Here is a 26,749-nt window from a genome sequence, read left to right on the forward strand (position 1 = left end):
TTTTTGAACAATATTGTCTTTTAATTAATGTTCCTGGAATTCACTAATGAAATGTAATTTCACATTCGGGAATTTCTCCTGTGTCATATGAATTGTGAACGATGAGTCTGCAAGGAATACCAGTTGATTATATTTATCTCTTGCCAGGAATCTCTGCTTTAATCTTGCAAATTCTTTGAACTCTTCAGACTTTTCATCTGCTTCCACCCAGCATGCTTTGTGCATGGATAGAGGTTCGTAAGTACATTTTGCACCATATTCATGTTCCAGACGGTATTGGATAACCTCATACTGAAGGGCTCCTACCGTTCCGATAATCTTTCTTCCGTTCATTTCAAGAGTAAATAACTGTGCAACTCCTTCATCCATCAACTGATCGATACCTTTTGCCAGCTGCTTAGCTTTTAACGGATCATTGTTGTTGATATAACGGAAATGTTCAGGAGAGAAGCTAGGAATACCTTTGAAGCTTAATTTTTCTCCACCAGTCAATGTATCTCCGATTCTGAAACTTCCGGTATCATGTAAACCTACAATATCACCCGGGAAACTCTCTTCCACTACTTCTTTTTTATCTGCAAAGAATGCGTTAGGAGAGGAGAATTTCATTTTTTTACCTTCTCTTACCAATAAATAATTTTCATTTCTTTTGAAAGTTCCTGAAACAATCTTTACGAAAGCAAGTCTGTCTCTGTGTTTAGGATCCATATTCGCATGGATTTTGAAAACAAATCCTGTAAAAGCACTTTCTTCAGGTTTTACAAGACGGGTATCACTTTCTTTTGGCTGTGGCATTGGAGCAATATCAATGAAAGCGTCCAGTAATTCGCGTACCCCAAAATTATTTAAAGCTGAACCAAAGAATACAGGCTGAAGATCACCTTTCATATAATCTTCACGATTAAATTCAGGATAAACAGATTGAATAAGATCAAGTTCTTCTCTTAAAGTTTTTGCCGCTTTTTCACCAATCACTTCATCAATAGAAGTATCATTAATGTCATCAAACTTGATAGAATCTCCAACTTTCTGTTTTTTCTCTTCCAGGAATAACTGAATGTTGTTTTCCCAGATATTATAAATTCCCTGAAAGTCACTTCCCATACCAATTGGTAAAGAAAGCGGGCAGACTGTTAATCCTAATTTCTGTTCTACTTCGTCCAAAAGGTCAAAAGCATCTTTACCCTCACGGTCAAGTTTATTGATGAAAACCAACATAGGAATGTTTCTCATTCTGCAAACCTTAACCAGTTTTTCAGTTTGTTCCTCAACCCCTTTTGCGACGTCAATTACAACAATTACGGAATCTACAGCAGTTAATGTTCTGTAAGTATCTTCAGCAAAGTCTTTGTGACCCGGAGTATCAAGGATGTTGATTTTGTGGTCTCTATATTCAAATGCCAATACGGAAGTCGCTACAGAGATCCCTCTCTGTCTTTCGATTTCCATAAAGTCGGAGGTAGCTCCTTTTTTTATTTTGTTGGATTTTACCGCACCCGCTTCCTGGATAGCACCCCCGAAAAGAAGTAGCTTTTCCGTAAGAGTTGTTTTTCCGGCATCCGGGTGGGAAATGATCCCGAAGGTCTTTCTTTTTTGTATTTCTTTGATTAAGTCTGACATATCGTATTTTGAAGTTGCAAAAATCGTGATTTTTTACGAGGTTTTCAAATTTTAATTACAACAATGCTCATTCAGTTAGAGAGTTTGTATTAAGGAAAGGTTTGAAAGATGTTAGAGATCGGATTTAAATAAGGAAAATGAGATTTGAAGAAATTGCGGAATAAAACTTTATTATTTATGATTTTAATACCCGTTTATAGGTTTTTTTTCATCATAAAAAAGGTATTACATAATGACTGGGGATTATTTTAAAAACCGGCATTATAGATTGTTGGAATTGCTTTATAATTGCACAATTAAAACACAATACGATTTCAACTGATGAATAAAAATGATGTCTATAATCTGGGAGGAAAAATATGCCTTTTCTTCTCCATCTTGTTAGTATTTTCATGCAATCATGAAGACAACACTTTTCCAAGTTCTAAAAAACAAAATGAAACAGTTCAACCTTCACCATACAATCATTTTATTACCTCAAGTGTAGATCACCTGTATGAGTTTTGTCCGGCAGGAGATATGGTTTGTTATAATGATATGAGCTTAACCATAAAAACAGTTGACTTCTTTAAGTCTTTAGGTCCCAAGAATTCCTTATTGGGAAGCTATAATAATATTTTTTACGCTGCAAGAGGATATCTTATAGATCATAATTTTTCTGATGATGCTAAATTATTTCTTACAGATAAACTCAATTTTTTAGCAGAGTGTAGTAAAACAAAGGATAACTCAACTCCTGAAAAACAATTAGAAAATCTTGAATTTATACACTGGTCGCTAGAGTATTTTATTAAAAATCCTGATACAACAAATGAACAGTTTAAAAACTTGTATATGTGATTTTCATAAGGGCAAATGATCTAATATTTTAATTTATCCTTTGGAAATTTAAAACTCTAAAGTAGGTTGCAATTGAATATGATTTTAAATTCAAGATCTAAAATTCTCTAAAATAGATATTCTACGTTCATTTTGTGATGCGCAGGGATAAAATGGAAGATTTAAGAAAATCCTTTTTTAGTTGCTTGTAGCACTCAAAAAAATTATCTTTGTTTCTAATAAACTTTTACAGAAATAAGGATGGGAAATAGCAAATATCCGAAGTTTACCTTCACATGGATTGGCGGTGTTGCTTTGGTGGTTGGATTATTCGTGGGAACAATGGCTGTTTCTTTATTCAGCACTTTTTGGAAAGTTGTTTTCAAAGAAAATCTTGAGCTTAAAGACTGGTTCCTTATGGTTGCTAATTCTGTAGGATTCCTTACTGCTATTGCCTTTTTTGATTTTTTCATTGTAAGACGGACTACCCAAAAGAAGCTTAACTTCAATTTATCATCCGTTAATTTCTCTACCTATCTTCTTATTTTTCCAATGATGGCGGGGATGATGTTTATTTCAGAATTTATAGCCGCTCAGATCCCTACTACAGGACCTTTTTTTGGTGATTTTTATGAATATTTTACACAATTGATGAGCCAGCTGACCGATAATCCTGTTGTAATGATTATCATGACGGTAATTATGGCTCCTATTTTTGAAGAAATTATATTCAGAGGAATTATCCAGAAAGGATTGATTAATAAAGGAGTAGAGCCATGGAAAGCCATTTTGTACGCTTCCATTATTTTTGGAGTGGTTCACGGAAATCCATGGCAGTTTATCAGCGCAGTGATGCTGGGCTGTGTGCTGGGATTGGTATATCATAAAACAAAATCTTTACTGATGCCGATATTGCTGCATGCGTTTAATAATTTAACGCTTTCATTATTGGTACTTTATGGTAAAGATGAAAGTTTTGCAAAAGTTCTTAATATTTCAGAATGGCTTGTACTGGCCGTAGGAATTGTACTTTTCTCTTTATTCTACTATCTTTTTATGAAAAAGTATAAAGTGCATTATGCTGAAATGTAATTAACAAGCTAAAAAAGTAAAATTGAAAATGAATATAGAAATGGAATTATTAGTAGCTACACACAACGAACATAAAAAAGAAGAAATCCAGCAGATCCTGGGAAGTGACTGCGTTGTGAAAAGTCTTACCGATTATAATATTCACGAAGAAATTGTGGAAGATGGAGATTCTTTTCATGCCAATGCCCTAATTAAGGCAAAATACTGTTTTGAGAAAACAGGTGTTCCAAGTTTAGGAGATGACAGCGGTCTGGTAGTGGAATCTTTAGATGGAAGACCTGGTATTTTCTCTGCCCGCTATGCCGGAGATCACGATTTTGCGAAAAATATTGAAAAGGTGTTGGAAGAAATGCAGGGAATCGAAAACAGGAAAGCTTATTTTGTTACCGTTCTATGCTACTATGATGAAAAAGGGGCACAATATTTTGAAGGCCGAGTACATGGAAATTTACTGACAGAAAATAAAGGCTTTAAAGGATTCGGATATGATCCTATTTTTGTTCCGACTGGGCATGACAGAACCTTTGCAGAGATGGATCCGGAAGATAAAAACAAAATCAGCCACCGTAAGCAGGCCCTAGATTTATTTATGGATTTTTTAAAAGTGACTGATTAAGTTTAAATATCAGGGTGAATTACCCATTTAGATTTTCTGTCGTACATTTGTTATAATAAATTATTGATTTGAGTACTTATTTAACAATATTAGGCTTCAATTCAGCGATTCCAACCATCAATACATCACCCACAGCTCAGCTGTTGGAAATGGAAGAAAGACTTTTCCTGATTGATTGTGGAGAAGGTACACAGGTACAGCTGAGAAAAGCAAAAGCAAGATTTTCAAAGATCAATCATATTTTTATCTCCCATCTTCATGGGGATCACTGTTTCGGGCTTCCGGGGCTTATTGCCTCTTTCCGTCTTTTAGGAAGAGATACTCCGTTGCATGTTTACGGCCCGAAAGGTATTAAGAAGATGCTGGAGACCATTTTCCAGATTACGGAAACACACCGTGGTTTTGAAGTAGTATATCATGAACTGGATAAGGACTATTCAGAAAAAATATATGAGGACAATAGAGTAGAAGTGTATACCATTCCGTTGGATCACAGAATTTACTGTAACGGTTACCTTTTTAAGGAAAAGCCCAAAGACAGGCATCTCAATATGAAAGAAATTGCCAAGTACAGTGAGATTGAAACCTGTGACTACCATAATATAAAAGCAGGAAAAGACTTTGTATTGAGTGATGGTTATGTTCTCAAAAATGAAATTCTGACTCTTGAACCTGCTCCGCCGGTATCCTACGCATTTTGCAGCGATACCCGTTATCTGGAAAGTGTGATTCCGATTATTAAAAATGTTACCGTTCTTTATCACGAATCCACATTTTTACATGATCTGAAGGAAATGGCTGATTATACAGGGCATACTACAGCATTGGAGGCGGCAACGATTGCTCAGAAAGCTCAGGTTGAAAAACTGATTTTAGGGCATTTTTCCAACAGATATGGAGACCTGACTGTATTTACCGATGAAGCCAGAGAAATTTTCCCTAATACATTTTTACCAAAAGCATTGGAAAGTGTAAAGATTTAGAATGAATATGCTGAAATTTGAAGAACTCAGAGATTTTCTCAACGAAAAGGCAGATCAGTACAATGCTCCCGATTTTATAGAAAATGATCCTATACAGATTCCTCATCGTTTTTCTTTAAAACAGGACATTGAAATTGCAGGATTTCTGGCGGCTACAATTTCCTGGGGAAACAGAAAGTCAATCATCAGTTCTGCGGATAAAATGCTTGATATTATGGGAAATTCTCCCTATGATTTTGTGATGAATTATTCAGAAAAGGATTTGAAAGATATTCAGGATAAAAGCATTCACAGAACTTTTAATGGGCAGGATTTTTCCTATTTCATTAAACAGTTCAACAGGATTTATAAACAAAATGAAAGCCTGGAAAGTCTGTTTGAAGTAAAAGAACCTGAGAATAATTTTCTCCACGCCATAGAACGATTCAGGAATGGGTTTCTGGAAACAGAAAAACACAGAAGCCACAAACATATCAGCTCTCCTTATAAAAACTCTTCTGCTAAAAGGATTATTATGTTTTTAAGATGGATGGTGCGTAAAGATAAAAGAGGAGTAGATTTTGGAATTTGGGAAAATATAGATCAGAAAAACCTTTCCATTCCTTTAGATGTGCATACCGGAAATATCTCCAGAAAACTGGGACTGGTTTCCAGAACACAAAACGACTGGAAAACAGTAGAAGAACTGGATGCTACCATTAGAAAATTTGATGAAACAGATCCTGCAAAATATGATTTTGCCTTGTTTGGATTAGGGGTTACCAAAGAACTGTTGTAAAAATATAAAGGATGAAAAAATATAACGAAAAAACAGAAGTCCTTGAAAAAATAGCGGATAGTATTACATCATGGATAGGATCTATTCAGTCTTTGATAGTACATACTCTGCTGTTTCTTACTTCGTTTCTGCTTCCGATGCTGCATATTGTAGATTTTGATAAGATGCTTCTGATTCTTACTACAGTGCTTTCTCTGGAAGCTATTTATCTGGCTATTTTTATCCAGATGTCTGTGAATAAAAGTCACGAAAAAATTGAAGATATCCAGGAGGATATTGAAGAGATCAGTGAAGATATTGAAGACATTCAGGAAGATATTGAAGAAATCAGTGAGGATATTGAAGAGATCAGCGAAGATATCGAAGAGATCAATGAAGATATCGAAGATATCCAGGAAGATATTGAAGAGATCAATGAAGAAGAGGAAGAAGAAGATCACAATGAAAGAGCAAAAAATGTAATATTGAGGAGTAATGTCAACTCCAATAAAAACGAAATAAAGGCGTTAAAAGATATTATCTCTCAGCTGCAAAATGAAATTGAGCAATTGAAAAAAGAAGAATAATAGCAACTGAATACTGATAATGAAAATATAAACAGATCAATCAACTGATCTGTTTTTTTTGTGAATTTTTGTTCTGAAATAATTTGCGAAAAACGTAATGATAAGAAAAAAATCTTATGAATCTAGGTGTTTAATTGAAAAATAGTAACATTAAAGGCTGATTTGTTATTATTATTTTTGCTACATTTGAACAAATGAAAACAAAATGTTAATCTATAGACTAAAAAACTATTTTTTCCTTTTTTCTTTTTTATTGATTTCTGTTTCTGCATTTTCTCAAACGAGACCAGTCAGAAAATCAGAAAAGATAAAGCCTTCTGCTGCCAGTCTTAGGGCTGGAGCATTCATAGATGTGAACGTACCTCCTTATACCCCTTCAAACTACACTCCCGAGCAATTGGTGAAGAATATTTTGATCAATGGTGGTACCAATTGTACAACAGCCAATGTTACCAATGTAACAGTATCTCCTAATCATGAAGTGACTAACAGCAACAGATTTTGGGGATATTTTCATAAAGGAACAACAAGTTTTCCTTTCACTGATGGTATTGTCCTGACTACAGGATACGCTTCGGAAGCAGGTAATAACTATGTATCAGCTGTTGGACAATCAGTAGGAACAGGAAGTGATGCTGATCTTGTGGCGGCTACCGGAGCCAACGTCAGCTTAACGGACGCTGTAGCACTTGAATTTGATTTTGTACCTAATTCCAATCAGGTAAAATTTAATTATATATTCGTTTCTGATGAATATACTTCCAACTATCCTTGTACCGGATATTCTGATGCCTTTGCATTATTGTTAAAGAAAGTTGGAGATCCTACTTATACTAATCTAGCTGTGCTTCCTGGAGGAGCCGGACCTGTAAGTGCAACCAATATTGTTCCTGCAGGAAACGGATTCAGTTGTGGTCCTATTAATGCAACTTATTTCGGAGCTTTGGCGAATCCGCATCTGGTTATTAATTATTTTGGGAGAACAACTCCTTTAACAGCTGTAGCAGATGTAATTCCGGGACAGACTTATCACTTTAAAATGGTATTGGCAGATGCAAAAGACCCTTCCCATGACTCAGCTGTTTTCTTGGAAGGTGGATCTTTTGATGTCGGAATTAAAATTGTAGATGAAGCAGGAGCGGTTTTACCAGGCAGCATCAATATGTGTGACAATACACCAAAGCAATTAAAAGCACAGGTAGCAGCCATTCCGGGAATGACTTATCAATGGTATAAAGACGGAGTTGCCATTCCGGGAGCAACCAGCGCTATTTATATTGCTACAGCGCCAGGAGTATATACTGTAAAAGTAATGGTTCCGGGCAATCAGTGTCCTGGTGAAGCTACTATTACAATTGTCGGAGGAACGAGTCCTACGGTACAGAATGCTGTGCTTAAACTTTGTACAACGCCTGCACTCAGTACCTTTAATTTAGAAACAGCACAACCTTTGATCAGTACAACGCAGGGAGCGGTATTCCGTTTTTATGCTAATCAGGCTGATGCACAGGCACAAAATAATAGTAATATCACCAATCTGACCACTTACAACGGAACAGATGGACAGATATTATATGTATTGGTTTCCAATGGAGCTTTCTGTAGTAAAATTGCAACTTTAACTTTAAGAAAAGAAGAAACTCCAACAGCATTACTTACAGCTCCCCGATTAAAAATCTGCGCCGGTGAATCTGTATTATTAACAGCTTCAGGTGGAGTAACATATCAATGGAGTGACTCAGCAGCTACCACTGGCGGAATAAGAACTGTAAGCCCTACCCAAACTACTACATATACGGTATATGCTATCGGAGCGCAGGGATGTAAATCTCTTCAGCCCGCACGTATTACAATAGAAGTAGTACCGGCTATTGTTTCAAACTTAAAAGGAGGCCATATCTGTCAGGGAGATAAAATTATTCTTGATGCAGGTTCAGGACCTGGATATACCTATCAGTGGAGTAATGGAGAAACAGGTCAGAGTATTACTGTTTCAACTCCGGGAGAATATACAGTAATGATAAGCAATGGGGTATGTTCAAAAGAATTTAAGACACAGGTTATTAAAGCTGTGATTCCTCAGGTGATAAAAGTGGATTATAATGAAAATGGAACAATGATTCTTACAGCAAGCAATCCAAGTAACGGTATCCTGGAATATTCAGTTGATAACGGAGTTACCTGGCAGTCTTCAAATGTATTTACTAATGTTCCTAAAAATAAAATTATTTCAATCAGAGTTAGGGTTAAATTTACAAGCTGTGTAGGATTCCTTGAATTCTTTACATTCGTTATGAAAAATGTGATCACTCCAAATGGTGACAACCTTAATGATACTATTGATTTCAGTGGAGTCATTAATTATAAAAATTTCAGCGGACAGGTTTTTGACCGATACGGAAGAGAAGTCTTCAAAGCTGAAAAGGTAAGGCCGTATTGGGATGGATATTTCCAGGGTAAAAAACTGCCTACTTCCACATACTGGTATCAGGTAACCTTTGAAGATCCTGCGAGTAAAGAACTTACGGTGAAAACAGGGTGGATATTACTTAAAAATATAGAATAATTAAAACGATAATCGAAAGACTGACTATTTTGTCAGTCTTTTTTTATTATATTGAAATAAATAGAGTTGATATTCTAACATAAATAAATTTGCGTTAGTAATAATGTAAATTGTGTTAACTTGAATTTCAATCAAAAAAAATAGTATTTTTGTTTAAAATAATATAAAATGTTAAATAGGAGGAGAGGAAATTTATTTTTAGCGTTATTTTTAGTTTTCCTAGGGAACTTTATTTTGGCTCAAAATAGAGGAAGGGTAGAAATTGCGAGAAAACCCAGTGCTGCTTCTTTGAGAGCAGGTGCTTTTATAGATGTGAATGCACCAAGTTATCCGGAATCAGGCTATCCTATAACCCAGCTGATCAATGATGTTCTTATATCAGGAGGTACTACCTGTACTAACTCAAGTGTAAGTAATGTAACGGTGTCTCCAAACTTACCCGCTACCAATCAGAACCGAAGCTGGGGATACTTTAATAAATCAAATACCAATTTTCCGTTTAATAAAGGAATTATACTTTCTACAGGATATGCCAATAAAGCAGGGAATACTCTTCAGGGAACTTTAAGTGATGATCTTGGAACCGGAGGAGATGTAGATCTGGCAAATGCATTAGGAATTGCCAACTCTAACCTTACTAATGCTACCTCTATAGAGTTTGACTTTGTAGCTGCTTCTACTGAAATTACTTTCAGATATTTATTTGCTTCAAAAGAATATCAGCAAAACTTTCCATGTACCATTACAGATGGTTTCGCCCTATTATTAAAAAAAGCTTCTGATCCTAATTATACCAACCTTGCAGTGCTTCCGGGAGGAGCAGGAGCTGTGAGTGTTACCAATATTCACCCGCAATATCAAAACTGTGGGCCTAAAAATGAAGCCTATTACGGAGGTACCAACACCGCACAGATCGAAACCAATTTCAACGGACGTACCATTCCTCTTACAGCAAAAGCAACTGTAATCCCGGGAGAAACATATCATTTTAAAATTGTTCTTGCTGACTACCAGGATCCCAACTTTGATTCTGCCGTATTTTTAGAAGCAGGATCTTTCGATATTGGAGTGAAAATTCTGGATCCGGCCGGAGTACAGCTGCCTGGATCTGTAAATATGTGTGATAATACACCACAAACTTTTACAGCTTCTGTTCAGGGACCTAATATAACTTATCAGTGGTATTTGGGAACCAATCCAATTGCCGGAGCTACCAATGCAAGTTATACGGCGACAGCACCAGGGGTTTATACTGTTAAGGTTTTTATCCAAGGGAATACCTGTCCGGGAGAGGCTACGATTACAGTAGTAGGAGGGACATCTCCTACAGTACAGAATGCTACGTTAACGGCCTGTTATGCTGCCGGAAATGCTACATTTAATTTAACATCAGCACAGGCTTCAATAAGCACCACTCCGGGAGCTGTGTTTTCATATTATACTACTTTGGCAGACGCTAATGCAGGAAATGCGAATACAATTCCAGTTCCCACTGCTTATCAGAGTGCAGGAGGAACTGTATATGTAAGAGTAGCAAATGGCTTTTGTGCTAAAGTAGCGCAGCTTCAATTGGTGAAAGCACCGCAAATGATACCTACCATTGCTCCTCCGATAGTATTAACCTGTGCCAATTCTCAGACTACGCTGGATGCATCGGCTTCCGTTTATCCGGCAGGTGCTACATTCAACTGGACAACTACAGGAGGAAATATTGTTTCGGGAGGAACTACCTTAAATCCCGTTATCAATGCTGCGGGAACCTATACTTTAACCATCACAAAAATATATCAGCCCGGAAATGTTACCTGTACAGCAGTGGGCAATGTGACTGTAACGGGAAACAGTGCGCCACCGGTTACGGGACTTACGGCAAGCAAAATAAAAATCTGTAAAGGAGAATCTGCAACACTTACCGCATCAGGAGGCGCTACCTATAACTGGGGGAACGGCCTTACCGGAAACGGAAGTACACAGGTTGTTTCTCCTACTGTTACAACTACTTATACTGTAACGGCAGTAGGTGCGAATGGTTGTGTGTCTCAAAACCCTGCCACTATAACAATTGAAGTATCAGAACCATTTACAGCACAGAACGCAACACTACATAAATGTTATCAACCGGGATTAACTTATAACCTTACAGAAGCACAGCCTCAGATCACTACTGCTGCAGGAGTTACTTTTACTTATTATGTAAATCAGGCTGATGCCAACGCTGCTAACGGAAACTTTATTGTAACCCCTACAGCATATACACCACCGGGAGGAAGTCAGACTATTTATGTATTGGTAAGTAACGGAGGTTGTAGTTATGTAGTATCTCTGCAATTATTAAGCACAGCTCAAACTACCCTTACCATTGCAGCACCACAAATAATTACCTGTACAACTCCTCAGATTACAATTAATGCTTCAACATCAGTTGTACCTGCAGGATCTACTATTACATGGACTACAACCGGAGGAACTATCGTATCCGGAGGGAATACACTTACCCCTGTTGTAAGCGCTGGCGGAACGTATACTTTAACGGTTACTAACGTGTCACAACCAGGAAACTTGAGCTGTACCTTTACTTCAACAGTAACTGTACAGGAAGATAAAGTAAAACCAATAGCTGCTGTAGTTTCATCACAGCCACGTATTTGTATTGGAGAATCTGTAACATTGACAGCTTCAGGTGGGGTAACCTATAACTGGGGTAATGGTATTACAGGAAACGGAAGTACTCAGGTTGTTTCGCCTACTACAACTACGGTATATACTGTTTTTGCTGTTGGGGCTAACGGATGTATTTCTGCAACGCCGGCATCAGTCACTGTTCAGGTAGGTCCACCTATAGCAGGGCTTACAGCATCCAAATTAAAAATTTGTGAAGGTGAATCTGTGACGTTGACAGCTACAGGAGGAATTACTTATAACTGGATAGGACTTACCGGAAATGGAAATACACAGGTCGTTACTCCTACCACAACAACAGAATATTCGGTATTTGCATTGGGAGGAAACGGATGTAGCTCTGTGAATCCGGCTAAGGTTACTATCGAAGTAGTTCCGGCCATTGTTTCTACATTGAAGGATGTATTTGTTTGTGCCGGAGATAAAGGAACTCTTGATGCAGGTCCTGGACCAAATTATACTTACTTATGGAATACGGGCGCAACTACTCAGACGATAACTACCAATGTTGCCGGAGCTTATTCTGTAACCATCAGTAATGGAGTTTGTTCTAAAACATTCTCTGCTCAGCTGATAAATCCTGATCTGCCACAATTTACCAATGTTGTGTATGATAATCATATTCTTACCCTTACTGCAAGTAATCCGACAGGAGGTACTTTAGAGTATTCAATAGACGGAGGATTGACATGGCAGTCGTCAAACATATTTACCGGTATCCTGAACAATACAATGTATTCTCTGATGGTGAGAGTAAAAGGTGCTAAATGTGGTACTTCACTGGATTATTTCACTTTTGTTATCAGCAATGCCATTACTCCTAATATGGACGGGGTAAATGATACTATAGATTTCACAGGAATTAGCGGATACAAAGATTTTGCGGCTTCCATCTTTGACAGATACGGAGCAGAGGTATTCAAAGCTGCGAAAGGTGATGTTATTTGGACAGGATCTTTAAAAGGAATTAACCTTCCTACAGGGACCTATTGGTATCGAGTACAGTGGGAAAACCCGGCCAGTAAGAAAATGGAACAACGCTCAGGCTGGATCCTCTTAAAAAATAGAAACTAGATATTTAATTAATTAAAAAATAAACAACAAAATCTTTCAGTAATGAAAGATTTTGTTGTTTTGTAGAACAAACATTATCGGGTTTTGTGAATTATTTTAAATAGGGGATAAATATGTTAAAACAATTTGTAACACGATGCTACCTCATTATTTATGATTTGCATGAATAGGGATTGATTAACGAAAATTTACTTTAAGAGGTTCTTATTTTGTTTTTTTGTGGTAAAAAATATAAATATGTATGTGAGATGTTTAAAAAAAAATTAAATTTGTTGAAACAAAAATATTATGAGAAGATATCTACCGCTTTGTTTATTTTTTTTAGTCATCTCGACTTTTTTATTTTCACAAGATCTGCCACCCAGGAAACATGTAAAGGAAATTCCTACAGCAGCCTCCAGAAGAGCAGGTGTTTTTATTGACGTGAATGCTCCGCAGTATCCTGAAACCGCTTACACTATTGAAAAAATGGTTAAAGATGTATTGATCTCATCCGGGACCAATACCTGTCTTACTCCCAATGTAACCAATGTGAAGATTACTCCTAATCATGCTGCAAGTGATGCAGACAGAGCATGGGGATATTTTCATAAGGCAACAACCAATTTCCCTTTTAAAGACGGGCTTGTTCTTTCTACAGGATATGCAAGAAGAGCAGGTAATACCTTTGAAGGTGGCCTTAGTGATGTGAATGGAGGAGGATCAGATGCTGATCTTGCACAGGTGATTGGCGTAGTGGAAAGCAGATTGAATGATGCTGTTCTTTTGGAATTTGACTTCGTTCCTACAACCAGCCAGATTAAATTTAACTACTTGATTGCATCCGAAGAATACACAGGTTCTTTCCCTTGTACTTTTGCAGATGCTTTTGCAATCTTATTGAGACCTACTTCAGGAGGACCTTATGTAAATATGGCTGTACTTCCGGGAGGAGCAGGACCGGTAAGTATCACGAATATTCACCCTGCAGTACCAGGCAGCTGTGGTGCAGTAAACGAACAATATTTTGCCGGATATAACACCGGTAACGTAGAAACCAACTTTAATGGAAGAACAATTCCATTGACAGCTACAGCAACCGTAGTAGCAGGACAGCAATACCACTTCAAAATGGTAATTGCCGATTATAGTGACCACAGTTATGACTCTGCAGTATTTCTGGAAGGAGGATCTTTCAACATTGGAGTAGACCTTTTAGACCCTGCAGGAACAAAATTACCTTCCGATATAAACGTTTGTGATAATGTACCTCAGGTAATCACCGCTTCCGTAAATGATCCTAACCTTGTATATCAGTGGTATTATAATGGTGCGCCGGTACCTAATGCTACTACCAATACAATTACAGCTATACAGCCAGGTACTTATACTATCGAAGTAAGTGTTCCAGGGAATCCGTGTCCGGGTAAAGCTACTATTCAGATTCACGGAGGAACAACTCCACTAGCTCAGGATGCTACATTATTACTGTGTACCACACCGGATATTACTACTTTTGATTTAAGTACAATTACATCTACTATAAGCCCTACACCGGGAGCTATTTTTAAGTTTTACGTAAATCAGGCTGATGCAATTGCACAGAACAGCAATTATATTCAGACTCCATTAAACTATAACGGTAACGATGGTCAGATTCTTTATGTTGTAGTTTCCAATGGCGGTTTCTGTAGTAAAATGGTTGAATTGACATTGCACAAAGAAGTAACCCCAACGGCTAAAGTAAAAGCTTCCAGAATAAAAATCTGTCCGGGAGAATCTGTAACCCTTACTGCGGAAGGAGGAGATACTTACCAATGGAGCAACTTTATGGGAACAGGAAATATGCAGACTGTTACTTTATATCAAACGACAACATTTACAGTCTATGCAATTGGAACAAAAGGTTGTAAATCTCTTAATCCGGCAACAATAAGAATTGAAGTTACTCCGGAAATCACCTCACCATTAAAAGATGTTGAAATGTGCGTTGGTGATAAAGTGACTCTTGATGCAGGTGCAGGAGATGGCTTTAAATACCTTTGGAGTACAGGCGCTACAACACAGAAAATTGATGTAGACCAATGGGGTATCTATTCCGTAGAAATTGATAACGGAATTTGTAAGAAAGTTTTTGAAGCTAAAGTAATGGGAGCAGCTACTCCTTTTGTGACTGCATTAAGCTATGAAAGCATCAAGAAAACAGTAACGATCACAGCTGAAAACCCTCCGATGAACAATATGCCAAGTACTTTGGAATATTCTATTGACAACGGAATCAGCTGGCAGGATTCTAACGTGTTTACCGGTCTTTTAGACAATACAAATTATACAGTTTTGGTAAGAAGAGTAGGTACACACTGCGTAGGATCTCTTGAATTCTTTACATTGCAGATTAATAATATTATTACTCCAAACGAAGACGGAATTAATGATGTACTGGATCTTAAAGCTCTTGGAGACTTTAAAAACTTTACAGGTTCTGTGTATGACAGATATGGAGTAGAAATGTTCAGATTCTCAAAAGAAAATCCTACCTGGAACGGAACAGTTGGAGGGAAGAGACTTCCTACAGCAACATACTGGTATAAGTTCAATTTTGAGTATCCAAAATCAAAAGCTCAGATGAACTGGTCAGGATGGATCATGCTGAAAAACAGAAACTAGAATTGATAATGTAATATAAAAGAAAGCCTTTCAAATTTATTTTGAAAGGCTTTCTGCTTTTTAGGGGTAAAGGTTGTTATCTTTAGCACAAGAAAAAAGCTCCTGATAAAGGAGCTTTTATTATTGAAGTTTTATTGATTTTCTTTCCAGAGATTGGCGAAGTGTATAAAATCTGCTACACTAAGCTCTTCCCCTCTTTTATCCAAAAATTCATGGCCTTTCAAAGCTTCAGGAATATTTAAGGATTTTAATGCATTAGACAATTTTTTTCTTCTCTGGTTGAATCCTGTTTTTACAATCTGTTTAAAGAGAATTTCGTTGCCTGCAAGCCCTTCCTTTGGATTTCTTGTAAGGCGTATCACTCCGGATTTTACTTTTGGTGGTGGATTGAAGACGTTCTCATGTACCGTAAACATATAGGAGACATCATAATAAGCCTGTATCAGGACAGAAAGAATACCGTAATCCTTAGTTCTCGGAACGGCAGCCGTTCTCTCAGCCACTTCTTTCTGGAACATTCCTACCATTTCCGGGATCAGTTGATAATGATCTACAATCTGAAACAAGATCTGTGATGAGATATTATATGGGAAATTACCAATGATAGCAATCTGATCATCTTTGATAAAACTGAAGTCCTGTTTCAGAAAATCTCCTACAAAAGTCTCTTCAGTAACCTTTGTATAATTTTTTTTCAGGTAATCGATAGACTCTGTATCGATTTCGGCAAGGTAAATGTTCTGATCCTTTTCAAGAAGATATTTGGTAAGGACTCCCATTCCGGGACCTACTTCCATGATGTTATTATAGTTCTCAAAACTAAGACCTTCTACGATTTTTCTTGCGATGTTTTCATCTGTCAGGAAGTGCTGTCCAAGATGTTTTTTTGCTTTTACACTCAAGGTTTTTTATGATTTTATTAACAATGATTTTCTTTATTTCGTCCCAAATTTCGGAAGTTTTTTTCTATTTTAGCCAAAAATTTTAATATTAATGGCTAAATCTGTAGATGAATTTAATAAGAAAAGGCTTCGGTCCAGCAATATTACAGTAGTGATAAGTATTGCCTTAGTGTTATTTTTGTTAGGATTAATGGGGCTTATTTTAATTAATGCCCAGAAGTATTCTGACTATATCAAAGAACAGTTGGTGGTGAACGCCTACTTTGATGAAAATTATGATGCTAAAGATTCTGTAAAAATTGCAAAACTGGAGGAAGAAACTTTTAAAAAGGTACAGACATTAGCTCCAGTAAAAAAAGCAACTTATATTTCCAGAGACATGGCTGCAAAAGAAGCCAAGAAAAGTATGGGAATTGACAGTGATGCATTGTTTGAAGAAAATATCTTCCCATCTTCTATTGAAGTTGCTTTAAAACCAGAATTCGTAGATCCGGCGAAGATTGATGAAGCTATCAAAGAGATCAAATCAGTTCCTGGGATTATTGATGTTAAAAATGACAGTACCTTGATGGTAGATGTTTACAATAACCTGAGCAGAATCTTAAAGTGGATCTTTGGATTTTCTATTCTGTTTTTGGTATTGGCGGTTGTATTGATCAACAACTCTATCCGTCTGAAAATATTCTCTAAGAGATTTATTATTAAAACAATGCAGTTGGTAGGAGCGAAAAGAAGATTTATCCTTAAGCCTTTCATCATAGAAGCAATCATTTTAGGAGCTATTGGTTCTGTAATTGGTCTTATTGCTTTAGGTGGGGTTTGGTATTATTTCACAAGCCAGATTGGTTCTGCTTTCGTACAGGACAACAATCAGTACTTCTGGTTAGTGATTTTAGTACTGGGAGTAGGGGTTTTTATCTCTGTCTTAAGTACAATTTTCGCTACATGGAGATTCTTAAAATCAAACGTTGACGATTTATATTACTCTTAACAATGAGCAAAAAAACAAATAAATTTTCCGCTTCAGACTTTGGACATGAAGCTGAAGTACCACAGGAAAACGCTTTCTATTTCGGACCGCAGAATTTCAAGTGGATGCTGATAGGGCTGGCATTTATTGTCGTAGGATTTCTACTGATGATGGGCCCGGATGCCAATACGGTAGATGGTAAATTTGATCCGAACTCATGGAATGATGATATCTTTTCTATCAGAAGAATCAGGATAGCACCTCTGTTTGTTGTTATAGGATTTGTGATAGAAGTTTACGCTATCTTAAAAAGAAAATAAATAAATTTTTATATTTTGAGATTAAGAGATTAAGAAATTGAGAGTGATGTATTCTGAATTTCCGGATCTCTTAATCTTTTAATTTTTTTAAAGAATATGGATTTAATCAAAGCAATTATTATTGCCATTGTAGAAGGGTTGACAGAATATCTTCCGATTTCTTCTACCGCACACATGGGATTTACGGCCAACCTTATGGGGCTTGAAGAAACAGAATTTTTAAAAATGTTTCAGGTATCCATTCAGTTTGGAGCTATTTTATCAGTTGTAGTGGCATACTGGAAAAAGTTTTTTGACTTAAATAATATTCAGTTTTATTTTAAACTTGCCTTCGCTGTAGTTCCTGCTTTGGTTTTAGGATATTTATTCGATGATAAAATTGAAGCTGTACTTGGAAATCAGATCGCCATTTCTTCAGTCTTGGTTTTAGGAGGCGTTGTTTTACTGTTTGCTGACAAATGGTTTAAAAATCCTAAGATTGATGATGAAAAAGGAATTACGATAAGAAATGCAGTAACCATTGGTTTCTGGCAGTGTCTTGCGATGATGCCGGGTACGAGCCGTAGTGCGGCTTCTATCATTGGAGGTATGGCGCAGGGGCTTACCAGAAAAGCGGCTGCAGAATTCTCTTTCTTTCTTGCTGTACCTACGATGCTGGCAGTAACTGTGTATTCAGTTTTTGTTAAAACGTGGGGAAAAGAAACGGCAAACCCACAGAAAGGATATGAAATGATTATGGCTTCGCAGGATCACATTATGATTTTTGTGATAGGAAATATTGTAGCTTTTATCGTGGCACTTATTGCTATCAAGGCTTTCATCGGAGTGCTTAATAAATACGGATTTAAACCTTGGGGCTGGTACCGTATTTTTGTTGGAATTGCCCTGTTGATATATTTTTATTTCTTTAAATAAGAAATCACTCATTTATACCCATTCATGACTGCTGAAGAACTGAAATCAGGATACATTTTTTTATTGGATAAGCCTTTGGACTGGACTTCTTTCCAGGCTGTCAATAAAATGAAATATAAACTAAAAAGGGAATTTGATCTTCCTAAAAAATTTAAAATCGGACATGCGGGGACTTTAGATCCCAGAGCAACAGGACTTCTTATTGTCTGCTGTGGAAAATTCACCAAGAAAATTCCGGAAATTCAGGATGCTCCCAAAGAATACTGGACGGAGATTAAAATTGGAGTACAGACAGAATCCTATGATACCGAAAAGCCTGAAATCCTTCATCAGGACATTGCTCACATTTCAGAAGAACAAGTACATGAAGTTCTTGGAAAATTTGTTGGAGAGATTGAACAAAAACCACCTATCTATTCAGCCATTAAAATTGATGGTGAAAGAGCTTACAATCTCGCAAGGGCTGGGGAAGAAGTGGAAATGAAGGCCAGAAAAACAACCATTCATTACATTAAAGATGTTAAGATAGATTTTCCTTTGGTAAGCTTCTTGGTAGGCTGTTCAAAAGGAACTTACATCAGAAGTCTTGCACATGATATCGGGCAGGAACTGGGAGTGGGAGCTTATCTGACTCAATTGAGACGTACCAAAATCGGTGACTATACTATTGAAAATGCTACAGATCAGTTCTTGAATAACGAGTACAGATTTGAAGGTCTATGAAAATAAAATTATTCCTTTTCTTATTTGTATTTGCATTTTTAAAGACATTTTCTCAGGATATGGAATCTGGAAAGGTAAAAATGAACTTTTATTTCAACCCTTCTCTTAATGTAGGTTTTAATATTAATAAGAAAAACCAGGCCAACAATTCGCAATATATTGAAAACAGATCCTCATTAGGAAATCTGACTTATGGGATTACTGCTATCGGTGGATATAATTTTCTTCCTAACTTTGCATTAGGAACAGGATTTAAATATAGCTTTATACAGGACAATTATCATCTTATATATTGGGTTATCCAGCCAAAGATTATTTTTTCTCCGGGAGAAAGACCTTTTTATATTGATATTAATTATGGAAAACAGCTTAATCACTCTGCTGTTTCAGATACTGAATTCTGGGGCGGGAGACTGGGAATGCAGGTTTCCTATTCAAAAAGATTGAGTCAGGAAGGAGGAATTGTTTTTGAATCACATAAACTGAAAGATGGAGCTGACGGTTTTTTCATAGGTCTAAGCTATGGAATTACCCTTTTCAGCAATAAAAATTATACCGGCTACGGAAAAGACTAATGGAAAAAACACGTATCAATAAATATTTATCAGAAGTAGGATACTGCTCAAGAAGAGCAGCAGATAAACTTCTGGAAGAGGGCAGGATCAAAATAAACGGAAAAGTTCCTGAGATGGGAACAAAAGTTTCCGATGAAGATCTTGTGGAGGTGGATGGAAAACCTATCAGAGAGCCTCAGGAAAAGCCGGTATATATCGTTTTTAATAAACCGGTAGGAATTGTATGTACTACGGATACAAAACGTGAAAAAAATAATATTGTAGATTATATCAACCATCCGAAAAGAATTTTTCCTATCGGAAGATTAGATAAACCAAGTGAGGGGCTGATCTTACTGACAAGTGACGGTGATATCGTCAATAAAATTCTGAGAGCCCGCAATAATCACGAGAAAGAATATATAGTTCGTGTAGATAAGCCGATCAATCCGAGATTTTTGGAAAAAATGCGAAATGGAGTTCCTATTCTTGATACTGTGACCAAAAAATGTGAGGTAGAAAAGATAGATGATATGAATTTCAGAATTGTTCTTACTCAGGGACTCAACAGGCAAATCCGAAGAATGTGTGAATATCTGGGGTATGAAGTAAAAAAACTGAAGCGAATCCGTATCATGAATATCAAACTAGACCTCCCCATTGGAAAATGGAGAGACCTTACAGAAGATGAGCTGAATGCATTGAACTCTATGCTTACAGATTCCAGTAAAACATTCGACTAAGACTTATACTATATTTTAACGGTTTCCAATCTATATTTTCCTGTATCAACTGCGGGAAATGGTATTGAATTATTACTAATTCATGATTTTTCACTTATTAGTGTAATATATTTTATTTTTCACTGAAAATATTTTATATTTATAATAATAACAACTATAATATGAAAATCATGAAATTAAAATTAAACTTAGTTCTTTTGTTTGTGACTTTGGTAATATTTACTAGTTGTCTCAATGAACACGATCCGGATCATTCACATGATTCTTCCTTTTACATTGATTATAGAAGCTTGAAAGGACTCTCAGACGGAATTGCCGTTATAGAGCTTGATCCTGAAGCTCCGAATTTTGGAAATATCAGCAGCAGGCTCGAACTGGGTGTCGGTGTATTACCTCATCATATTTATTACAACCTGGATGCAAAAAAGATGTTTACCACTGCTTTGGGGGGGAGTTATCTTTATGAGATAAAAACGGGTGAAGATCAAAATGGGATGCCAAAATTAATTGATGCAACTCCTATTGATACGGGTGAGAATACAGTAGGAGAAAATTTGTTTTTCACGAATGACGGAAGGTATTTTATGACATTTATGGGAGGAGCAGGAGGTCCGAAAGATGGCAGTATAGGTGTTTTTAATGCGAACAATAATCAGCTTATTAAAACAATTAAAGCACCCATTCAGGCCAATCCTAACCAATTTATAATGTATCCGCATGGTATTTCAGTTAATGAAGAAAAAGGATTAATGATGGTGACCTCAACCATTCATCCGGATCTTACGACCGGATTGGGAAATACCTGTACTTTATTAGATCTCAATACTTATGAAATAAAAGAGACGTATCGTGTAGCAGATTCACCAGCAGATATGTCCGCTCCTGTTGAAGTTTTACTGCTGCGTGGGAAATTTCCGCAGTATGCACTTGCTACAACAATGATCGGGGGGGATATCTGGATTGCACCATACAATGCTACTACCAAAAAATATGATGCTTTTACTAAGCTTTTTGACGGAAGCACACAAGGGTTAGGATGGGCTCTCGAAATGTATATTGATGATTCAAATAAACTGTATGTGAGCTTTGCAGATCCTGGAAAGGTTCTTGTCTTTGATTTAAGTAATCTTCCCCAACTCAAACTTCTGAAGACTTTTGATGCTGATAAAGGGGCACATCATATGGCCTTCTTTAAAACTAAGTCAGGAAAAGAAGTTGTAGCAATACAAAATAATTTATTGGATCTCCCTAATTTAAACTCCGGAACCATTAGTGTAATTGATATCAACACAGGTAAAACCTTAGGTACAGTCGATTTGCGTAACCGCTATGGAATACTGCCGGAATCAATTGAAGGAACCAATGGCCCGAGCAATTATATGCATCATTAGAATTAAGAATATTGTTTCATAGCTTCAACTATTCCGAAATATTATTTTGGAACAGTTGAAGCTATTTTTTATTTGGTCTTAAGTTATTTTATATATAATCTCATTCTTTCTTCATACTCAGGTTTCAGTTTTAAAAGTTTCCATATTTTTCTGTCATCAGGATTACTGACCCTATAGAAAATGATTTTGTCTACAGAATATTTGAAATAAGGATGATTTTTAAGCCACTCTTCGGGAGCATCTACTAATGAATATCTGGGTACATCTGAAGTATTCAATGGAGCTATTGAAATTAGTTTTTGAACAAGATCCTGATCAATATTGTAAGTACTTAAAATCTGTTGCTTATTCATAAAGCCTCCTAGCTTTTTTCTGAAGCCAATAATTGAACCGGCACTTCTTTCATCCAGACCAAACTCAATAAGTTGTCTGAAAGTAATAATATTAAGATCTGTTTTTGAAAAATCTGTTTTTTCCTGTTGTTTTTCCTGAAGTCTGATATAAGGTTTCATTTCCTGAAATTTCTCAGCAGAAATCACAAAACACTTCTCCAAATCTTCAATATTCTTAAAACTTCCCCGTAAATTTCTATTCCTGTAATTAATGATGGTAGTTGCTTGTTTTTCTGAAAATCCAAAGGCTTTCCAGCCCTCGAAATCCAGTTGATTAGGATCAAAAGGATGATATTGAATCTTTGCCTTGACTGAATTATTCTTTGCTAAACTTTTGAAAGTTTCGGGAGTCTTTGCTGGCAGTATCAAATACGGTTCAAGTTTGCTGTAGTTTTCCGGAGAGATGATAAAACATTCTTTAAACTTCTCCTTGCTGATAAAACTTCCTCCCAGATAATTCCTATATTTTAAAATAGCTTCTGCCTGCCTTTCGCTGAAACCCATTTTGGACCAATCATTGGCAGAAAATTTATCAGGATTGAATTTTCCTGAGATAACAATTTCTTTCTTTCCATACGAATTGAATTCTTTTGAATTTCCTTTTTCTGCTGTTTCAGGAAGTAAAATATATGATTTCAATTCACTAAATTTCTCTTCAGAAATAGCATAACATTTTTTCAACTGTTCTTTTGACATAAATTTTCCTCCTACAATATCTTTATACTTGAGAATTGTAGCAGTCTGCTTCTCTGAAAAACCAAGTTTCTGCCATTGCTCTTTGTCCAGTGCATTGGGATCAAAATCTGATAAATCTGTAGAATTAGCAGAACCTGTAATGAACTTTACATCAGGAAAAGGCTCTTTTTCCCGGCTGGTGTACTTTTGGTAAGCCAATAAAATAGTCAGCAAAGTGACCATAAATGCCAATTTTCGGTAATAGTTTTTTCTCATCATACGGTAAAAATATCAATAAAAATAAAGTGCATCAATGGTTGATAATGAAATGATTAAAGATGATATACAGATTGTGTTTAATACTTAAAAAGCAAATGGGTATTTGATGTTTTTATATGATATAATTTCGTGATTGAGGGTGAATGTTTTGATTAAGGTTTATCTTCAATTCTATTATTGATCAAAATTTTGAAAATATATGGTATAAAAAAATCCGCTGCATCTAGACTGCAGCGGATTTTACTATATTGTATAAAATTTATTCACTATCTCTTTCTCCCAAAGACTCTTTCAGTTTGATAAGCTCAGCTTTTACAAACTCCAGTCGGTCAATTAGGGTGATGGTTTCGGAGATTTTACTGTTTGTAGTCAGAGCGATACGGGCTCCATCCAGAGTATATCCTTTTTCTTTTACCAGATGGTAGATCATCTGAAGGTTTTTGATATCTTCAGGAGTGAAATATCGGTTTCCCTTTCTGTTTTTTTTAGGCTTGATAATTGGGAATTCCTGTTCCCAGTAACGTATTAATGAAGTGTTTACATCGAATGCTTTTGCCACTTCTCCTATAGAATAATACAGTTTATCAGCTAAATTTATTTTCATTTTACGACTCCTAAACTTCAAAGATAAAAATTTTTTAAAGTTGTATCCAAATATATTGGAAAAAGTACGTCCTGACTTTCATTTACACTGGTAAATTTATTATAAAATAGCATAGATGAGTTTCTATCAGATGAGAAGAATTGGTATTACCGGTCCTTTTTTTATCTAAATTTGTGAATCTTTACAAGGCATATAAATATAAATGATGAATCCTATCTCTGTTCTTCATATCGATCTTTTCCAGGCAGGTAAAAATACTTCAGATTTTTATTTTAATACAATGAAGAATCATTTGGTAGTAGGACATCGTCATATAGAAAAACCTCACAGACATGATTTCTACGCTGCTGTTCTTTTTACTAAAGGAGTAGGGATGCATGAAATCGATTTTCAGAAATATGACGTTTCTGAGGGAAGCCTTTTCTTTCTTTCACCCGGGCAGATTCACAGTTGGGAACTTTCAGAAGATATAGAAGGGTATATTTTCTTTTGCTCTCAGGAGTTTTATGAAATGCATTATGTGAATCAGAAACTGAGGAATTTCCCTTTTTTCGGATCTGTATCTTTTCCCAGAAAGCTTCAGCTGGATGCTTTGGAACTTCAGAAAAATATAACTTTATTTCAGGAACTCGGAGAAGAACATCAGGCTAAAAATATAATGAAAGAAGGACTTATTTTGTCATTGATGTCCCAGATTTTTATTAATTCCGCCAGATTATTTTCAAGAGATTTTGATACACAGGCTTCAGCTGCCGGACTTTCCTATTTTAAACATTATCAGGATTTTGAAAATTTGCTTGAACAGCATTTTGCAGAACATAAATCGATTACTTTTTATGCCTCTTTATTAGGTATTTCTTCCAAACATCTGAACAGAATTGTGCAGACTGTTGTTCAAAAAACAGCCACAGATGTTATTACAGAAAGAGTAGTACTGGAAGCCAAAAGAATGTTGATGTATCTTGACGAAACCCTGGTTGAAATTGCTTTCAGATTAGGATATGAAGAATATTCCTACTTTGTAAGAGTATTCCGGAAAAGCTCCGGAATGACTCCTACTCAGTTTATGAGGAAATATAAGGCTTAATGAGTTCAAAGTTCATGGTTTAAAGTTTAATATTGCTGATTATTTTTGTTGTCGGTTACTGGATCTGTTTAGATGAACAATTATTTTCTTTTTGTCGTCTGACTCCCAAATTCACTATTCACTTGCGAAGCAAAATTCACCATTGATATTTGTTGAGTAGTATCCCTAATCCCTGCCACCTAACATCTATCACCTGCCATCTGTCATTTGCAACCTAAAGAGCTAACTTAAACGGTCCTTCAAAAGTCGTTTCAAACGAATCTACTAGTTTCCCTTCCTCATCAAAAACTCCGATGACCATATTTTGTTTTGAGAACTTAATTTCTTCTTCAGGAAAGGAAATGTTGATGTTTCCTTTCAGGATCTGGTCTCCTTTTAAGATGATTGTTTCAGAACCGAAATAAGTGATTTCAGCATGAGACGGTGTGATGACTTTAATCTTCAGGATTTTTTTCTCATTAGATTTGTTCAGAAGAGTGTAAATAAAGGTATTGGTGATTTTACCGTTTTTGACGAAAAATGTAGAACCTGCCGGTTTGATGAATTTCGCTTCCATAGAACCGCGATCATACATTAAGAACCCAAGAAATCCAATCAGCAATGCCAGAATAACGGTTGTCGCTTTCATTCTAGGAGTAAATTTGAACTTTTCACGGTTTTCAATTTCGGATTCTGTAGCATAACGCACCAGTCCTTTAGGTAAACCTACCTTTTCCATTACTTCATCACAGGCATCAATACAGGCTGTACAATTCACACACTCCAATTGCTGTCCGTTTCTGATGTCAATTCCCGTAGGACAGACAACAACGCATTGGTTACAATCAATACAATCTCCCTTACCAGCCGCTTTTCTGTCTTCATTATTTCTCCATTTTGAACGGCCTTCCCCTCTTTTAAAATCGTAATATACGTTGATTGTCTGTTTATCAATTAGAACTCCCTGAAGTCTTCCGTAAGGGCAAACCAGAGTACATACCTGCTCACGAAGCCATGCAAAAACAAAATAAAAAGTCATCGTGAAAAAGATCATCGTAATGAACTTTAATGGATGTTCTGATGGACCTTCTTGCATGATCTGGAAAACCTGTTCATAGCCTACGATATACATAAACATGAAAGTAGAGCAGAGTAGGGAAATCAAAATAAATACGGACCATTTCGTCACTCTTTTTCGGATTTTTTCAGCATCCCATTCCTGTCTGTCGAGTTTCATCTGCTTATTTCGGTCTCCTTCAATCCAATATTCTATTTTACGGAAAACCATTTCCATAAAAAGGGTTTGAGGACAAAGCCAGCCACAGAATATCCTTCCGAAAACTACTGTAAATAACATTACAAAAATAACAGAAGTCACCGCACCTAATGCGAGGATAAAAAAGTCCTGCAGGTAGAAAGGCTGCCCAAGAATAAAGAATTTCCTGTCGATGACATTAATGAGCAGAAAGGGATTATTGTTGATCTTTACAAAAGGCAGTCCGAAAAATAAGGCAAGAAGAAAATAACTGGTATAATTCCTGTAATTGGTGTATTTTCCTTTCGGTTTTCTGGGGAATATCCACTTCCTTTTTCCGGTTTCATCCATTGTTCCCACTGAATTTCTGAAATCTTCATTTTCAATTTCCAAAGACTTGATATTGTTGGACTCTGCACTCATTGTTGTATGCTATAAAACTATTTTGGTACTATCTTCAGCAGAATCACACTCTTTTTTGAATTAATTTTTCATTGAAAAAAGTGATGGATTCTGTTACT

22 protein-coding genes are annotated in these 26,749 nt (G+C 36.3%); 17 read left to right on the forward strand and 5 right to left on the reverse strand.

Going from position 1 to position 26,749, the window contains the following annotated elements; genetic code table 11:
• Positions 1 to 24: 24 nt before the first annotated feature.
• A complete protein-coding gene (locus FW780_RS16330) occupies positions 25 to 1,620 on the reverse strand; it encodes a peptide chain release factor 3 (protein WP_142719373.1) in 1,596 nt (531 codons plus the stop codon).
• A 321-nt stretch (positions 1,621 to 1,941) separates the two neighbouring features.
• Here FW780_RS16330 and FW780_RS16335 point away from each other — a divergent pair, with 321 nt between their 5' ends.
• The 9 genes from FW780_RS16335 (at position 1,942) to FW780_RS16375 (ending at position 15,439) form a co-directional block, all read left to right on the forward strand.
• The gene (locus FW780_RS16335) at positions 1,942 to 2,460 is read left to right on the forward strand and encodes a hypothetical protein (RefSeq protein WP_149834744.1); all 519 of its coding nucleotides are present in this window, start codon (positions 1,942 to 1,944) and stop codon (positions 2,458 to 2,460) included.
• Positions 2,461 to 2,700: 240 nt separating this feature from the next.
• On the forward strand, positions 2,701 to 3,531 hold the full coding sequence (locus FW780_RS16340) for a CPBP family intramembrane glutamic endopeptidase (RefSeq protein WP_149834745.1): 831 nt from the start codon (positions 2,701 to 2,703) through the stop codon (positions 3,529 to 3,531).
• A 40-nt stretch (positions 3,532 to 3,571) separates the two neighbouring features.
• The gene (gene rdgB / locus FW780_RS16345) at positions 3,572 to 4,147 is read left to right on the forward strand and encodes an RdgB/HAM1 family non-canonical purine NTP pyrophosphatase (protein WP_228460024.1); all 576 of its coding nucleotides are present in this window, start codon (positions 3,572 to 3,574) and stop codon (positions 4,145 to 4,147) included.
• 68 nt (positions 4,148 to 4,215) lie between these two features.
• Complete coding sequence (locus FW780_RS16350; RefSeq protein ID WP_149834746.1) at positions 4,216 to 5,130, forward strand: ribonuclease Z; 915 nt, start codon at positions 4,216 to 4,218, stop codon at positions 5,128 to 5,130.
• A gap of 7 nt (positions 5,131 to 5,137) precedes the next feature.
• Positions 5,138 to 5,908 carry a TIGR02757 family protein gene (locus tag FW780_RS16355; RefSeq protein ID WP_407643680.1) on the forward strand — a complete coding sequence of 257 codons (771 nt, stop codon included), beginning with the start codon at positions 5,138 to 5,140 and terminating at the stop codon, positions 5,906 to 5,908.
• 11 nt (positions 5,909 to 5,919) lie between these two features.
• Positions 5,920 to 6,474, forward strand: coding sequence for a DUF1003 domain-containing protein (locus FW780_RS16360; protein WP_047423643.1), 555 nt, complete (start codon positions 5,920 to 5,922; stop codon positions 6,472 to 6,474).
• 205 nt (positions 6,475 to 6,679) lie between these two features.
• Positions 6,680 to 9,040, forward strand: a complete 2,361-nt coding sequence (locus FW780_RS16365; RefSeq protein WP_149834747.1) for a choice-of-anchor L domain-containing protein — start codon at positions 6,680 to 6,682, stop codon at positions 9,038 to 9,040.
• Positions 9,041 to 9,208: 168 nt separating this feature from the next.
• Positions 9,209 to 12,793 (forward strand): choice-of-anchor L domain-containing protein, encoded by a 3,585-nt coding sequence (locus FW780_RS16370; protein WP_149834748.1) that lies wholly within the window; start codon positions 9,209 to 9,211, stop codon positions 12,791 to 12,793.
• Between the two features lie 288 nt (positions 12,794 to 13,081).
• Positions 13,082 to 15,439 carry a choice-of-anchor L domain-containing protein gene (locus tag FW780_RS16375; protein ID WP_149834749.1) on the forward strand — a complete coding sequence of 786 codons (2,358 nt, stop codon included), beginning with the start codon at positions 13,082 to 13,084 and terminating at the stop codon, positions 15,437 to 15,439.
• 131 nt (positions 15,440 to 15,570) lie between these two features.
• On the opposite strand, the gene rsmA is transcribed toward FW780_RS16375, so the two are convergent.
• Complete coding sequence (rsmA, locus tag FW780_RS16380; protein WP_149834750.1) at positions 15,571 to 16,341, reverse strand: 16S rRNA (adenine(1518)-N(6)/adenine(1519)-N(6))-dimethyltransferase RsmA; 771 nt, start codon at positions 16,339 to 16,341, stop codon at positions 15,571 to 15,573.
• A gap of 91 nt (positions 16,342 to 16,432) precedes the next feature.
• Here rsmA and FW780_RS16385 point away from each other — a divergent pair, with 91 nt between their 5' ends.
• From FW780_RS16385 to FW780_RS16415, 7 genes are all read left to right on the forward strand, one after another.
• Positions 16,433 to 17,332 carry a cell division protein FtsX gene (locus FW780_RS16385; protein WP_047423638.1) on the forward strand — a complete coding sequence of 300 codons (900 nt, stop codon included), beginning with the start codon at positions 16,433 to 16,435 and terminating at the stop codon, positions 17,330 to 17,332.
• 2 nt (positions 17,333 to 17,334) lie between these two features.
• Positions 17,335 to 17,631, forward strand: a complete 297-nt coding sequence (locus tag FW780_RS16390; protein ID WP_047381407.1) for a DUF3098 domain-containing protein — start codon at positions 17,335 to 17,337, stop codon at positions 17,629 to 17,631.
• Between the two features lie 96 nt (positions 17,632 to 17,727).
• Entirely contained in the window at positions 17,728 to 18,546 is an 819-nt protein-coding gene (locus tag FW780_RS16395; RefSeq protein ID WP_149834751.1) for an undecaprenyl-diphosphate phosphatase, read from the forward strand.
• 24 nt (positions 18,547 to 18,570) lie between these two features.
• Positions 18,571 to 19,269 (forward strand): tRNA pseudouridine(55) synthase TruB, encoded by a 699-nt coding sequence (truB, locus tag FW780_RS16400; protein WP_149834752.1) that lies wholly within the window; start codon positions 18,571 to 18,573, stop codon positions 19,267 to 19,269.
• Positions 19,266 to 19,844, forward strand: a complete 579-nt coding sequence (locus FW780_RS16405) for a hypothetical protein (protein ID WP_149834753.1) — start codon at positions 19,266 to 19,268, stop codon at positions 19,842 to 19,844. The genes truB and FW780_RS16405 overlap by 4 nt, the downstream gene beginning before the upstream one ends.
• Positions 19,844 to 20,566, forward strand: a complete 723-nt coding sequence (gene rluF / locus FW780_RS16410) for a 23S rRNA pseudouridine(2604) synthase RluF (RefSeq protein WP_149834754.1) — start codon at positions 19,844 to 19,846, stop codon at positions 20,564 to 20,566. The genes FW780_RS16405 and rluF overlap by 1 nt, the downstream gene beginning before the upstream one ends.
• 170 nt (positions 20,567 to 20,736) lie before the next feature.
• A complete protein-coding gene (locus FW780_RS16415; RefSeq protein ID WP_149834755.1) occupies positions 20,737 to 21,957 on the forward strand; it encodes a YncE family protein in 1,221 nt (406 codons plus the stop codon).
• Between the two features lie 83 nt (positions 21,958 to 22,040).
• On the opposite strand, the gene FW780_RS16420 is transcribed toward FW780_RS16415, so the two are convergent.
• On the reverse strand, positions 22,041 to 23,303 hold the full coding sequence (locus tag FW780_RS16420) for a helix-hairpin-helix domain-containing protein (RefSeq protein ID WP_149834756.1): 1,263 nt from the start codon (positions 23,301 to 23,303) through the stop codon (positions 22,041 to 22,043).
• Between the two features lie 259 nt (positions 23,304 to 23,562).
• Positions 23,563 to 23,907 (reverse strand): MerR family transcriptional regulator, encoded by a 345-nt coding sequence (locus FW780_RS16425; RefSeq protein ID WP_149834757.1) that lies wholly within the window; start codon positions 23,905 to 23,907, stop codon positions 23,563 to 23,565.
• A 202-nt stretch (positions 23,908 to 24,109) separates the two neighbouring features.
• Here FW780_RS16425 and FW780_RS16430 point away from each other — a divergent pair, with 202 nt between their 5' ends.
• Positions 24,110 to 24,994, forward strand: coding sequence for an AraC family transcriptional regulator (locus FW780_RS16430; protein ID WP_241676926.1), 885 nt, complete (start codon positions 24,110 to 24,112; stop codon positions 24,992 to 24,994).
• A 214-nt stretch (positions 24,995 to 25,208) separates the two neighbouring features.
• Here the strand turns inward: FW780_RS16430 and ccoG are convergent, their stop codons facing one another.
• Positions 25,209 to 26,651: a cytochrome c oxidase accessory protein CcoG gene (ccoG, locus tag FW780_RS16435; RefSeq protein ID WP_149834758.1), complete on the reverse strand. Its 1,443-nt coding sequence runs from the start codon at positions 26,649 to 26,651 to the stop codon at positions 25,209 to 25,211.
• Positions 26,652 to 26,749 lie beyond the last annotated feature (98 nt).

The organism is Chryseobacterium sediminis (assembly GCF_008386505.1).
In the GTDB taxonomy this organism is placed as follows: domain Bacteria; phylum Bacteroidota; class Bacteroidia; order Flavobacteriales; family Weeksellaceae; genus Chryseobacterium; species Chryseobacterium sediminis.